The sequence below is a fragment of the Pseudomonas sp. FSL R10-2189 genome (assembly GCF_009600325.1).
GTDB classification, from domain to species: Bacteria; Pseudomonadota; Gammaproteobacteria; order Pseudomonadales; family Pseudomonadaceae; genus Aquipseudomonas; species Aquipseudomonas helleri.
Window position 1 is genome coordinate 1 of the sequence record NZ_WIVZ01000016.1, and the last position, 13,065, is coordinate 13,065.

Sequence of the window (13,065 nt, forward strand, 5' to 3'; positions counted from 1 at the left end):
AACCAATTACATAGCCAGGTGCTTGCTGAAGTCAGGAGGGTTTAGAAATCAGCTACACCCTTAAATGCGAAGAGCCATGTATCATCGGGCCGCGGTAGCCCAGAAGATCTGCGACAAATTTGGCGTACATATGACGGGTTGATCCGAATTCTCGCTTTTGACGTCTTGACCATTTGCCCTGCTTGCTGCACTTGGCTAGGTGACCAATCTCGTGCTTTTTCAGTGGCATTGAGCAGACCGGACATGTTTCGATTAGAGTGCAAGCATGAGTACTGCAAACCTGTACGGAACCCAACACGTGCCTGCAATGAATATAGGGGCTTCCGCAGTTATTCAAGTCTTCGAGAACGCAATCTGGACAAACTTTCTGCCAAGTCTTTGGTGTGACGATTGCGGTCGCTCGATGACGACCAAGCGCAGCTATCATAGGATACAAAGTGTGGTCGTTTAGGACTAGTTCGGAAATTTTGTGGTCGTCTAGCAGTTTTGGGTAATAAAATTCTTGATGCGGCCGCCACTCTGCTTGCACGGTGCTTAAGGTTTTACTAATCCCGAAGCCAACACGAGGTATCGGTTTTATATAGAAATCTTCAGTTTTTAGAGATTTAATACCTAGAAGCTCATTGCCTCGCTTAAGCGCTGATGCGACATATTCTCCAGGTAATGGTGCGAAAATTCTCATTAATTGAAGTGCTTGTACACGTTGCTAGACGGGCGGTATGCCATTTTAGTTAGAAGTCACCGGTATCGCATCCACATTGGTGACCGTATTGGGCTATTGTGAAGGTGGAAGGGCGCCGGACGTGCTTGGGAATCAAAATGGCTAGTCTGGCAGCCAACGCACAAGAGGAGGTCGATGCAGTGAATCCTACAAGCACTCGCCCACCTGTTGAATCGCAGGCCTTTCCACCAACGTTCCACCTGGTTCATACCCACCCCGACGGGTTGAGCCAGCTGGAGCTCCTGAGTCTAGTCCAAACAGGATTCTTTTTCAGCGACGTGAAGTGCATGGTCGAGTCATCGAGCCTGTTCAAGGCTCGTAACCTCGTCGGGCGAATCACAGGAAGATCGACCAGAAGCATTCACCGTCTGAGCCATCCCGCTCAGGCCCATCGTCTGGATGCCCAGCAGAGCGCGGTGGCGTTCCAGTATGCGAAAGGACTGGAGCTTGCATCGAAGGTATTTGGCTCTCAGATGCTCGCGGAGCAGTGGCTTTGTCGGCCGTGCGGCCGTTTGTTGGGGTTTGTACCCTTCGAGATGCTCGACACGTCGCTCGGGTTCAGCGTCGTAGCGGACTATCTTGAGCGTATACGCTTGGGTGTCTACCAGTAGCTTGCCTGAGGGCGAGGTTGGTATGCGGCGAGGAGGCAACGCTACCTCTTTTTACATGCGGGACTTACAACCTTGTAATTCCCGTATCACTCAATTGACAGCGATCAACCCCTAATCTTCAGTCACGTTTATTGGAGTGATTGAAATGAAAGTCATCAAAAGTATCACCGCTATCCTGGCCCTAGTGGCTTCGTCAGCCGTACTCGCCGAAGGAGGATCCGACCGTCTGCATGGAAAGATGATTCAGGCCAATGAGCAAGCTATGCGAGCTTATGCCGCTGCCAAGGGAAAGAACCCACCGGAGGTGATCCACTATCGCTACGGGATGCGGCTCGACGTGGCGAAGGTGATCAGCATGACGTCGACCAAGGCGAGCTGTGACGTGATGCCGGCACAGATGAATTACGAGGATTCCAACGGAGACGTGAAAATCCTTGAATACCGGACCGCTGGAGTCGGTTGCCGGGGCCAGAACTGAGCACTGAGCGAGTGGACAGGACTTACTCTGATAAAACGCCGGGTTGAAGCGTCAATTCCGGCAATAGATCGCCTGGTTACCGGCTTTCATGACTGGTGGAGTACGATGAGGACTGGTAGCTCAGGCAGGAGAGTCCAATGACTCAATCAGCGCGCACCACGGTAAAGTGCCTAGGTCCCGGCGACGGCTCCGGCGATGTGATTGTGGAATTACCCGATGACATTTTGCGCGAGCTCGGGGTCACGACGGGCGACAGACTCTCCATCGAGCTCATCAACGGCGATATCGTACTCAAGCCAGTCCGCGAGCGCCGTGAATCTGACTAGCTACCCTTTGTAGCCCCTCTCTGTCGTCCTGTTGAGCTGATGAAGCTTTCTAGCGGGGGAATAAGGGACGGCAGTCAGCCTACCGCCGTCCTCCTGGTAGGTGCGTTATTTGGCTGGATAGTTGGCGACTACTTGGTCCTCGCCGCTTTTGATTAAACCAATGACTTGGTAGGCATGGCTTACGCCATCAACCTCCATGCCTGGGGACCCAGCTGGCATTCCTGGTACGGCGATCCCGACTAGATCGTTCCGCCCCCTGAGTTCTCGAATCTGCTCAGCTGGCACGTGACCTTCAACAAACTTTCCGTCGATCACAGCTGTGTGGCAGGACGCTAACCGTGGCGCTACGCCCAGCTTCTGTTTCACTGCGCTCATGTCCGTCTCAACATGGTCGGTCACTTTGAAACCATTGGCTTCCAGGTGCGCGATCCACTTCTTGCAGCAACCGCAGTTCGCGTCTCGGTGAACGTCGATGGACAATGGCTCGGCAGCATAGGCCGCCGAGGTCACCAGAAGCCCAGCGATAGCGGCTAGCCGAACGAATATCCGGTTAGTTGGCATGAGTGTGCTCCTTACCGTCTTTGTGAACATGCGTCTTTGGCGACGATGTCGGGTGGGCATCCGAATGGGCCTCGGCCGCATTGTGGTCACCGTGATGATCTGCCGCTTGAGCGGAGCCTGCGGGTGCAGCTCCATGGTCGTGAGCTGCCTGGGCATGATCGTCGTCTGCCGCTTCATCGTGATCACCATGCTCGGCACGACCGCTCCCGCCGTGCTGGCCCTCATGGTTGTGCATATCGCTTTCACCGCCGCCGTGCTGGTGGCCGCCGCTCGTGGCCACCAAGGCCTTGTACTGCTCGGCATTCATCTGGGGCAGTTGATCCAGGAACGCGACGATTCCCCAGATGTACTCATCGCCCATGCTCTTGCCCCAGGCGGGCATGCCCGTGGCTTTGATACCGTGCTTGATTGTCCAGAATGCGGCGGCTGGATCGCCTCCGACACCCACCTTGGTGAGGTCGGGTGGCGACGGGTATAGCGCTTGGCTTAGCTCAGTCTTCCCAACGCCAGGGGCAAGGTGACAGCCTATACACATGGCGTTGTAGTTGCCCGCCCCCGCTTTGATCAACGCGGCTTCCTTCAGATCAGGGACTTCGATGTCTCGCGCTCGAACCTCAATAGACCGATCACGAGCCATGGCGAGAAAGGAATGGACTGCCGGGAAGTGAGGATCATCAGCGCCGACATTCACCAGACCGAAATAGGCTGTGCCCAATACCGCAGCACTTCCGACAGCACCGGCCCCAAGCAGCGTTGTAATTGTTTTTTTCATGTTGGAATTCTCAGAACCACATCCGGATACCGGCAACGAAGCGTGCCTCATCAACATCTCCACCCTCGTCTCGGATGAAGTCAGCGGTGTTGCCGTAGGAGCGGCTCCAGGTAACGCCTATGTATGGAGCAAACTGGCGGACAATTTCATACCGTAGGCGCAGCCCGACTTCGGTATTGGCAAGGCCCGAGCCAACGCCGCGCTCAGGATCGTTCTTGCCATAGAAATTGACCTCGGCCGTGGGCTGCAAAATCAAGCGATTGGTCAGCAGGATGTCGTATTCGCCCTCAAGACGCGCAGCAGTCTGACCGTTCTCGCCTATAAACGCCGTGGCTTCGGCCTCGAAGTCATACAGAGCCATGCCCTGAATACCAAAGGCTGCCCAGGTCTGTGGGGATTCCGGTTTGAAATCCTGGCGGACCCCGGCGACCACATCCCACCAAGGGCTGACCGAGCGCCCGTACAGGAGTTGCAGCTCAGCATCTTCGGTTACCCCATTGGTGCGCTCGCCTTCCGAACGAACCCAGAGGCGATTAATGTCGCCGCCTATCCAGCCTGATGCGTCCCAGGCCAGGGTGCTGCCCTCATCGGCGTCCTGGTATTCGAGCTGGTCCAACAGGAAGAAGCTGTTGATTCCGCTGTCGTGCACTTGGTGGCCACCCAGGGGCGGAAAGGCCGACTCGCGATCCGCATCAGTGAGCACTGGAATCGGCGTGCGGCTCGTCGTGGTCGGAGAAGTCGCTGAGCTATGGTTCATCTGGGAATGGTCCATGCCCTTCATAGAGCCGTGATCCATGCCCTGCATGTTTCCATGGTTCATTTTGCTGTGGTCCATCTTGTTGTGGTCCACCGGGCTGGATTTACTCTTGCTTTGAGCATGCCCCATCTGGCTGTGATCAACAGGGGCAGGCTTTTTCTGCTGTTTGCCCATCCCCATCTTGCTGTGATCCATCGCCGGCATCGATTCGGATGGAGCAGCATCCATTTGCATGGAGCCGTGCCCCATTTTCGAATGATCCATGCCCGAGTGATCCATTTCTTCAGCAGCGAAGCTGGGCGTTACGCCCAGCATGCTGATCGAAACGGTCAGAGCCAGCAGCGAAGGCCGCCCGAGGCTATTGGCCATCTTTCCCTGCCTTAGCTTTGTCGCTGCCATGCGATTTCATCATTTTGTCGTGGTCCATGCCTTCCATCGAGCCATGGTCCATTCCCTTCATCGAGCCGTGGTCCATACCTTCCATGGAACCATGGTCCATGCCTTCATGGTTCATCCCCTGGCCCTGCTTGTCCTGCGAGCCTTTGGCTTTGCCGGCCTCTGTGGTTTTCTGGGAATGCTGATCATGATTGTCGCTGGACCACGACGACGGGGCATAAACAGCCAGAATGCCTACCATCGCAGCAGAAAGGAAAAAGGCGCTTCGTTTCATTGGTTTGCTCATCTCAAATCTCCAGTTCATTCGTCCACACGTACTTCTCGGAACATGCCCATTTCCATGTGGAACAGTAGGTGACAGTGATAGGCCCAACGTCCCAAGGCATCTGCGGTGACGCGATAGCTTCGTTTTGAGCCAGGTGGCATGTCGATGGTGTGCTTGCGAACCATGAAGTTGCCGTTCTCGTCCTCCAGATCACTCCACATACCGTGGAGGTGGATGGGGTGAGTCATCATGGTGTCGTTGACCAAGGTGATGCGAAGACGCTCGCCATATTTCAACCGCAGCGGTTCAGCGTCGGAGAATTTGATACCGTCGAACGACCACGCGAACTTCTCCATGTGGCCGGTAAGGTGCAGTTCGATTGTCCGTCCAGGCTCTCGACCATCGGGATCGATGAAGGTGCTCCGCAGATCGGCGTACGTCAGCACTCGACGCCCGTTGTTGCGTAGGCCAATTCCCGGATCGTTCAGCTTTGGCGTTGGCGACATAGTCTGCATATCGACCAGTGGGTTGTTGGTCTCGGAAGCCGGATGGCTTTGCATTGCGCCGCTCATGCCGGCCATGCCTTCATTGCCCATCCCAGTCATCTTGCTGTGGTCCATGCCGGCCATGCTGCCGTGGTCCATTCCAGCCATCTTGCTGTGATCCATGCCGGCCATGCTGCCCTGGTCCATGCCAGCCATGCTGCCATGATCCATTCCGCCCATGCTGCCGTGGTCCATGCCCATATCGCTCATGGCGATGATCGGGCGTGGATCTACCGCCGGTACGGGCGCTTGCAAGCCTTCGCGAACTGCCAGGGTGCCTCGGGAATACCCGGTACGGTCCATGGATTGCGCGAAAATCGTATAGGCCTGTTCGTTTTCAGGCTCGACGATGACATCGTAGGTTTCAGCAACGGCGATCCGGAACTCATCGACCGATACGGGTTTGACGTACTGGCCGTCGGCAGCCACAACCGTCATCTTGAGCCCAGGAATCCGGACATCGAAATAGGTCATGGCCGAGCCGTTGATGAATCGCAGGCGGATCTTCTCGCCGGGCTTGAAGATACCCGTCCAGTTGCCGTTCGGAGCTTGGCCGTTCATGAGGTAGGTGTAGGTATACCCGCTCACATCTGCGAGGTCGGTGGGGCTCATCTTCATTTCAGCCCACATCTTCCGATCCGCTACAGCGGCCGACCAGCCTTTCTCGCTCACGTCGTCAACGAAGTCGCTGACCGTGCGTTTGTGGAAGTTGTAATAGTCGGACTGCTTCTTGAGTTTGGAGAGCACCCGCGCCGGGTCCTCATCCGTCCAATCGCTGAGCATGACGACGTAATCGCGGTCATATACAAACGGCTCGGGATCCTTAGCATCGATCACCAGTGCGCCATAGACCCCAGACTGCTCTTGGAGGCCTGAGTGGCTGTGATACCAGTAAGTGCCGTTCTGGTGGACCTTGAACTTGTATTCGTACATGCCATCGGGAGCGATGCCGTGAAAGCTCAAGCCCGGCACACCGTCCATATTGGCGGGCAGGATTATGCCGTGCCAGTGAATGGAGGTGTCCTGTTTCAACCGGTTGCGTACACGCAGCGTCACGGTGTCGCCTTCGCGCCATCGCAGGATCGGCCCAGGCACGGAGCCGTTGATGGCCATGGCCGTACGAGCTGCCCCCGTAATGTTGACGGGCAGTTCACCGATATACAGGTCGAATTCATTGCCGCTGAGCACGTTCGGTTGGCCAGGGCTGGTCACAGCCCAGACCGGCGCGCGCCACATGCCGAGCCCACCCAGAAGTCCGGTAGCGGCCAGGCCTTTGACGAATGATCGTCTCGTGGTTTTGCTTTGCATGCCGTTGCGTCCAGTCAGGTAGATCGCTGATATCCAGGCTGCTCGATGGCGCAGCCCTTGGGTTCGTTGGAGCTCTCACCAGTCTCGTAGACTTTCGCTACTGCGCGAGGCTGATGAGAGGCCGTAGTCTGAAACTGCCATAGTTCAGATTCCGGAGTGATTACATTTCTGTAAGCTCGGATCAGCAGCTCTCGTGGCCGACATGCTTGCTGGACTGTGCGGCGACCGGCGGCTGCTCTTTCTCCTGCTGCGCAACCTGATAGGCCTGCATGGAGTTTTGGCGAGCCGCTTCCATCCGCGCAAAGGTCCGGTCCGCGCCGCCCTCTGCCAGGGCGATGCCTGCCATGCCGAAGGTAACGACCACCACAATTGCTTTGACCATGTTCATCTGGAGATCCTCAGTGGGTTCTGCGCCTCATGGCGTCAGGTACAGGGTCAAATTAGCCTCGCGGTGCTGTCAGAAAACTGATCGCGACATTACTTTTCCGTCAGCTTCTGGTTGGGCGTCTTTTTTCCTGCAAACTGGAGATGCACTCCGCGTGGATGAGAGCAGATGAAATTACTCGTAGCCGAAGATGAGCCGAAAACCGGTGTCTACCTCCAGCAAGGCCTAACAGAGGCTGGCTTCACTGTAGACCGGGTGATGACAGGCACTGACGCCCTGCAACAGGCGCAGAGCGAAGCGTATGACTTGCTGATCTTGGACGTAATGATGCCGGGGCTCGATGGCTGGGAGGTCCTGCGCAAGATCCGGGCAGCGGGGAAAGACGTGCCGGTCCTCTTTCTCACGGCCCGTGATGGCGTAGATGATCGCGTTAAAGGCTTGGAGCTGGGTGCTGATGACTACCTTGTGAAGCCCTTTGCGTTCTCTGAGCTGTTGGCTCGGGTCCGCACACTGCTGCGCAGAGGCAACGGTGGTTCTGCTCAAACCACCATGAAGATGGCGGACCTTGAGGTTGACCTGCTCAAGCGCCGGGCTACGCGAAACGGCAAGCGGATCGACCTTACTGCCAAGGAGTTTGCCCTTTTGGAGCTGCTCATGCGCCGACGCGGGGAGGTGCTCCCCAAGTCGCTGATCGCTTCTCAGGTCTGGGACATGAACTTCGACAGTGACACCAACGTGATCGAGGTCGCGATTCGCCGACTGCGGGCCAAGATTGATGACGACTTCGCGCCAAAGCTCATCCATACCGCCCGAGGCATGGGCTACATGATGGATGTGGCAGAGTGATGCGCCCGCAATCATCGCTCGTCAAGCGACTGACCCTGATGTTCATGTTCGCGGTGACTGCTGTCTTGGTCGTTGCCGGCGTGGCTTTCTACGGGCTCAGCCAGCACCATTTCCGGATGCTGGATGAGCAGGCGCTCTCCGAAAAGCTGGAGTCAACGCGTCATATTCTGTCCATTTCAGCAGCGCGAGGCGAGCTCGGCGATCAGGAGCAGCAGCTGCGGGCATTGCTCGGCGCACATCAGGATCTTTCGGCGAAAATCACCAAGGCTGACGGAACGACCCTTTTTTCAGACTCCAAAGCCTCCCAAATTCCTCAGCGGTTCGAGCAGGCGCGCCAGGGTGCGGTCTGGGAGTGGCAGGATGAATCGCAGAACTTCCGCGGTATCACCGCCCAGTTGGCCATCGCGGGCGAGCCGGAACCTGTGACGGCGGTGCTGATGCTCGATGTCACCACTCATGCCCATTTCTTCCACACCTTGCAGTGGTGGTTCGGGATCGGCTTGGTGATCAGTGCAGTGGTGAGTGCAGGCTTGGGCTGGGTCGTGGCCAAAAGCGGGCTTCGGCCTGTCGGGCAAATCACCAAAGTGGCGACCGCGATGTCAGCAAGATCGCTCCGCGAGCGCATTCCCCTGAAGCCCGTACCGATTGAGCTTCAGGAGCTCATCCTGTCTTTCAACGGGATGCTGGGACGATTGGAGGATGCATTCGTTCGGTTGTCCAACTTTTCTGCCGATATCGCTCACGAGTTGAGAACGCCGGTCAGCAACCTACTGACCCATACTGAAGTGGTGCTCACCAAGAAGCGTGACCTGGATGCATATGAGGAAAACCTCTATTCGAACCTGGAAGACCTCAAGCGCATGTCGCGCATGATTGACGACATGCTTTTCCTCGCCAAGGCGGACAACGGTCTGATCGTGCCCGAGCAGATCGATGTGGACCTCTCCGAACTCGTATACAAGCTGTTCGAGTACTACCAGTTCCTGGCTGAGGACCGGGGCATTCAGCTGACCCTCCAAGGTCGTGGCAAGGTTCGTGGCGATCGCCTGATGATTGACCGAGCGCTTTCCAACATTTTATCGAACGCGTTGCGCTACACCCCGGAAGGCAACGAGATATCAGTGCAGATCGAGCAAACACGTGAAACCGTGACGCTATCCGTACGTAACAGCGGAGTAACCATCGATCCTCAGCACATTGGCAAGATCTTCCACCGGTTCTATCGGGCCGATCCAGCCAGACGCGAAGGCGGGCCAAGCAATGCAGGCCTAGGCCTGTCGATAACACGCTCCATCATCGAGGCTCACAGCGGACGAATTTGGTGTACTTCAGCGGAGGGTGTCACAACCTTCTTCATCAGTCTCCCAGCCTCCATGCGGTTGGTTGGTGCAGCCCCAACCCCTTAATGGTGAGTTCATCCCGGTAACCTATACTCGCCCATCCTGATTCTTATCGTGGCGCTTCCGCTTAACGGGATGGCGGGCATCGATTCGGCGACTGAACCTTGCCCAATGCAGACCATGGGCATGGAAATGATGGCGGGCATGGACCATGCCTGCTGCCAGGACCAAGACCTGGGAAAGACTGGTGACCATACCAATCCTGCAAGGTAGGCCAGGAGTGCAGGACTGCCAGCACAGTGCAGCCCAGCTTCCTAACGCCTGGACTGACTATGCCAAGCCACGACCTGCCGATACCTATGCTGTAGGCATAGCGACAGGTTCTCCCCCCCGATCCATGGCGTCCTCCCCGCGTCTGACTCCCTCTTAATTTCACACCATCGTTCTGCGTAGCAGCGGGGCGATGGCACGCGGCTGGGCGCTGATCTGTCGAGGAATCATTTTCATGACTCCACAACGTTTTCAGGGACGGATCCAAGCTGAGCCTGCACAGCTGAAGGGCTTGAACGTAGGAGACAAGGTGAAATTTGGGTTCCGTATGGGGGGAAGCGTCGCGAAATCGTGAGCATTCAGAAGCAGTGATTTTCCAGCCTTAAATGATCGGGCAGGCCTTCGCACCGAGATGCTGACCACTGTCAGCAATGCGCACAGGCCTGTATGACCTGCGCAGATTCCTGCGAAGCAATGACTGCGTAAGCGAATTTCGCCAAACCTCCGCCTGCTTTCCATGCGCCTGATAAAAGATTTGGGTACGTCGATAACCGGCGTGCCTAGGGAGACAGGTAGACCGCTTATGGGCATGCGTTCTGGCAGAGCCTAGCTTGGGCAGCTAGCCAACCAAAGGCGCTGCTGTACAGATCTGGTAGCAAAGAAGCCCGCCTCGGCGGCGGGCTATCAGATGTCTCCAAGGGGAGGCTGTAGGCCAACAAGTCTCGGAGCAAGCGCTTGTAGGATACGCCTCTTGGCTCACGCCCACCAGCCAGCTCGACGGGAGCGAATGGTCCTGCGTTCTGACGGCATTTGAAGCGGCTTATGTGGGCCACGTCAATCGGCAGGGCAATCCGCCAAGACAAAGCAAGCTGGTTATCCCCAGGCGGTATACCCTCAGGGAGAGTCAAAGGCAAAGCTAGGGGTAAATCTAGCGGGTACTCACATTTGAGGGCAGAATCACCAGCTTCGCCTACATTGCACTGGGTTGAGGGGAAGGTGGTGGGAGCAGAGCTAGATCGGGTAAAGGATCGCAAAAGGAGCAGAGCGTTAATCGAAGACCTCTACCTCGACGCGAACCGAGTTTACGTAATCCACTACTCCTGCGAATCGTTTTATCAGAACGATACGGGGGAGTCGAAACGTGTGACCTCCATCGCCACACGAAACCTAAAAACCGGCCAGACCAAATCATGGTCCATCCATAAAGAAGCAGAGCTCAGCAAACAGCTCTCCAGCATGCAAGCAGAGCTCAATAAATTCGAAAAGTCGATGCTCAAAGGCTTTTTCCAATGGCTTGATAAGCACAAGGATTGCCGTTTCCTGCACTGGAATATGCGAGACGAAAATTTCGGGTTCTTTGCGCTTGAGCATCGCTTCCGGGTACTCGGCGGCAAACCCGTAGAGCTGCCGGATGACAAGAAGGTTGACCTTGCGCGTGAGCTGGTTGCGTTGTATGGAAGAAATTATGCCCCGCATGCCGATAGCAAGGGAAGGAAAGGCAGGATCATGGCATTAGCTGAACTCAACAATGCCAGCGACCAAGACGCGCTGCCGGGCGCTGATGAGGCTGCCGCCTTTGTGAACGCTGAGTACATAAAAATGCATCAATCGACCTTGAGGAAGCTCGATATGTTTGCGAACTTCTTCGAACGGACACATGACAAGTCCTTGAAGACGAAATCCAAATGGTACGAGCGGAACGGGGTGCACCCTGTTGTGTTGATTGAAATCGTCAAAGACCATCCGATCTACACGACAGTTATCGTACTGAGTGGCCTTGCCATAGCTGCCGTCAATTTCAGCCGTTTCTTGGAGCTTTTCAACTAGCTCCCCATATCGGGTTCTGCGCTGTAGCGCAAGCGCCAGTTCACCACTCTTTGGGCCTCATTAGGAGGCCTGTAGGTGTATACGGGACTCGGGACGATTGGATTTAGAGAATTAAAACTCTCGCAGCGTTTAATTCCACGGGCTCCAGCCCGACGCCCGTAATTACCCCTTTCATTGGACCACACCTCGTCGGGGACGCAGCCGCTTGCCGTATGAAGGCAATTAGCCATAATCTTCGCCGGTGGCCGAAGCCACGTACAAAAACCAAGCATGGAGTAGCCTGATGAAAATCGTTTACCTCGTGATCGCAGCAGTCCTGTCGTTCTCCTCGGTCACTGCCTTCGCACATAGCGGCGGTACCGACTCCAAGGGTTGCCACACCAACCACAAAACGGGCGAGCGCCACTGTCACTAAGGCGGTCCGCAGGTCCTTCAGCGCTGGTGTTCTTGACCCTGAGGATGCCAGCCATAGAAGCAAAGCCAGCAGCTAAAGCAAGTTGCGAATACCCAGTAGCGCCACCAGGTGGCCGGGGTAGAACCAATAGCTCCACTGTTTGACAGGCACGACCTTGAACGGCAATGGGGCCCAGAACAGCGCCAAACCGAGCAGAGGTGCAAGAGCGGCGGTCGACAGTGCGAGGATGGCGAATGGTTCTAGTTGCGCTGCTTGCTCGAACAGGCCAGTTCGAGAGTTGGCAGCAGCACAGAGTGCGACGGGCAGTAACGCGAAAAGTTCGGGGCGCTTGATCGCGAGCACCAGAGCTGCCGGCACGAACACTCCATAAAAGCCGAACATCAACGGCTCGCTCAGCAAATAGGCAGCCAGAATCGCCCCGCCGGCCAGTACCAGGCTTTCGAGCGTCCGGTGCTGCACTCCCCAAGCGACCAGCAGACCCAACGCCAACGTGACCAGGACGTTGAATGTGCCTGAGGTGCTGACCATCCGGTATGGCACTTCTGATAGCGCCGCAAACAACACCAAAAGGGCGAGATACCGGCCATTACTCCGGATAAACAACTCACCAGGCTGGTTCCGCGAAACGTTGATGGCCACCGCCAAACAGAACAAAGGAAAGGACAGTCGGCCTAAGACAAACAGGTTACTGGTAGCCGGCCAGGCCAACCGCATGTGATCGAGCACCATCGTAATCAAGGCGATCCACTTGATCAGGTCCTGGCCCGTGTGCCGCTCTCTGTGACGGATGGGATCTGACGTCACGGCATGCTCCCGAGTACCAAAAGAGTCAGTAGCAAGTACCGCCCACCCTTGGCCAAGGTCACCAACAGTGTGAACCGCCAAAGTGGCTCGCGCATGACCCCGGCTACCAACGTAATTGGATCGCCGATAATGGGTACCCAGCTCAATAGCAGTGACCAGTATCCATAGCGCTGGTAGAAGACTTGTGCCTTCTCCAGCTTGGACTCCCTAATCGGGAACCAGCGCTTGTGCTTGAAGTGCTCGACGCCTCGACCCAAAAACCAGTTAACCACGGAACCCAGCACATTGCCGGCGGTAGCCACCGCGACAAGCGCCACGGGCAGGTACAGCTCAGACACTAGCATCGCGGCCAGCGCGGCTTCTGACTGCATGGGTAGCAGCGTGGCGGCCGCAAAAGCTGCCAGAAACAGGCCGAGGTAGCTGGTGAGCTCGAACACG

Annotated in this window: 16 protein-coding genes; 7 read left to right on the top strand and 9 right to left on the bottom strand. The window is 56.3% G+C overall.

Annotated elements, in window-relative coordinates; all coding sequences use genetic code 11:
* Positions 1 to 52 precede the first annotated feature (52 nt).
* The gene (locus GHO32_RS27215; protein WP_153442850.1) at positions 53 to 682 is read right to left on the bottom strand and encodes a TniQ family protein; all 630 of its coding nucleotides are present in this window, start codon (positions 680 to 682) and stop codon (positions 53 to 55) included.
* Between the two features lie 137 nt (positions 683 to 819).
* Between GHO32_RS27215 and GHO32_RS13110 the strand changes: the two genes are divergently transcribed.
* From GHO32_RS13110 to GHO32_RS13120, 3 genes are all read left to right on the top strand, one after another.
* A complete protein-coding gene (locus tag GHO32_RS13110; RefSeq protein ID WP_023048572.1) occupies positions 820 to 1,332 on the top strand; it encodes an antitoxin Xre/MbcA/ParS toxin-binding domain-containing protein in 513 nt (170 codons plus the stop codon).
* Between the two features lie 145 nt (positions 1,333 to 1,477).
* The gene (locus GHO32_RS13115) at positions 1,478 to 1,810 is read left to right on the top strand and encodes a DUF2790 domain-containing protein (protein ID WP_012316932.1); all 333 of its coding nucleotides are present in this window, start codon (positions 1,478 to 1,480) and stop codon (positions 1,808 to 1,810) included.
* Positions 1,811 to 1,947: 137 nt separating this feature from the next.
* A complete protein-coding gene (locus GHO32_RS13120) occupies positions 1,948 to 2,136 on the top strand; it encodes an AbrB/MazE/SpoVT family DNA-binding domain-containing protein (RefSeq protein WP_153442852.1) in 189 nt (62 codons plus the stop codon).
* 105 nt (positions 2,137 to 2,241) lie between these two features.
* Here GHO32_RS13120 and GHO32_RS13125 read toward each other — a convergent pair whose 3' ends face one another.
* From GHO32_RS13125 to GHO32_RS13150, 6 genes are all read right to left on the bottom strand, one after another.
* A complete protein-coding gene (locus GHO32_RS13125; protein ID WP_023048571.1) occupies positions 2,242 to 2,697 on the bottom strand; it encodes a DUF411 domain-containing protein in 456 nt (151 codons plus the stop codon).
* On the bottom strand, positions 2,687 to 3,469 hold the full coding sequence (locus tag GHO32_RS13130; protein WP_012316930.1) for a cytochrome c: 783 nt from the start codon (positions 3,467 to 3,469) through the stop codon (positions 2,687 to 2,689). The genes GHO32_RS13125 and GHO32_RS13130 overlap by 11 nt, the downstream gene beginning before the upstream one ends.
* Before the next feature lie 10 nt (positions 3,470 to 3,479).
* Positions 3,480 to 4,595 (bottom strand): copper resistance protein B, encoded by a 1,116-nt coding sequence (locus GHO32_RS13135; RefSeq protein WP_012316929.1) that lies wholly within the window; start codon positions 4,593 to 4,595, stop codon positions 3,480 to 3,482.
* Positions 4,585 to 4,908: a hypothetical protein gene (locus GHO32_RS13140; RefSeq protein WP_012316928.1), complete on the bottom strand. Its 324-nt coding sequence runs from the start codon at positions 4,906 to 4,908 to the stop codon at positions 4,585 to 4,587. Before GHO32_RS13140 ends, GHO32_RS13135 begins: the two co-directional genes overlap by 11 nt.
* Positions 4,909 to 4,922: 14 nt before the next feature.
* Positions 4,923 to 6,740 carry a copper resistance system multicopper oxidase gene (locus GHO32_RS13145; RefSeq protein WP_012316927.1) on the bottom strand — a complete coding sequence of 606 codons (1,818 nt, stop codon included), beginning with the start codon at positions 6,738 to 6,740 and terminating at the stop codon, positions 4,923 to 4,925.
* Between the two features lie 181 nt (positions 6,741 to 6,921).
* The gene (locus GHO32_RS13150; protein WP_012316926.1) at positions 6,922 to 7,128 is read right to left on the bottom strand and encodes a co-regulatory protein PtrA N-terminal domain-containing protein; all 207 of its coding nucleotides are present in this window, start codon (positions 7,126 to 7,128) and stop codon (positions 6,922 to 6,924) included.
* Between the two features lie 165 nt (positions 7,129 to 7,293).
* Between GHO32_RS13150 and GHO32_RS13155 the strand changes: the two genes are divergently transcribed.
* The 4 genes from GHO32_RS13155 to GHO32_RS13175 all read left to right on the top strand — a co-directional run bounded on the left by GHO32_RS13155 (position 7,294) and on the right by GHO32_RS13175 (position 11,823).
* Positions 7,294 to 7,971, top strand: a complete 678-nt coding sequence (locus GHO32_RS13155; protein WP_012316925.1) for a heavy metal response regulator transcription factor — start codon at positions 7,294 to 7,296, stop codon at positions 7,969 to 7,971.
* Entirely contained in the window at positions 7,971 to 9,377 is a 1,407-nt protein-coding gene (locus tag GHO32_RS13160) for a heavy metal sensor histidine kinase (RefSeq protein WP_012316924.1), read from the top strand. The genes GHO32_RS13155 and GHO32_RS13160 overlap by 1 nt, the downstream gene beginning before the upstream one ends.
* Positions 9,378 to 10,724: 1,347 nt before the next feature.
* Positions 10,725 to 11,408, top strand: a complete 684-nt coding sequence (locus GHO32_RS13170) for a hypothetical protein (protein ID WP_177336881.1) — start codon at positions 10,725 to 10,727, stop codon at positions 11,406 to 11,408.
* 283 nt (positions 11,409 to 11,691) lie between these two features.
* Positions 11,692 to 11,823, top strand: coding sequence for a YHYH domain-containing protein (locus GHO32_RS13175; protein ID WP_016489890.1), 132 nt, complete (start codon positions 11,692 to 11,694; stop codon positions 11,821 to 11,823).
* 72 nt (positions 11,824 to 11,895) lie between these two features.
* Here the strand turns inward: GHO32_RS13175 and GHO32_RS13180 are convergent, their stop codons facing one another.
* Entirely contained in the window at positions 11,896 to 12,627 is a 732-nt protein-coding gene (locus GHO32_RS13180; protein ID WP_012316919.1) for a TraX family protein, read from the bottom strand.
* Positions 12,624 to 13,064, bottom strand: coding sequence for a YqaA family protein (locus GHO32_RS13185; protein WP_012316918.1), 441 nt, complete (start codon positions 13,062 to 13,064; stop codon positions 12,624 to 12,626). Before GHO32_RS13185 ends, GHO32_RS13180 begins: the two co-directional genes overlap by 4 nt.
* Between the last annotated feature and the right edge of the window lies 1 nt (position 13,065).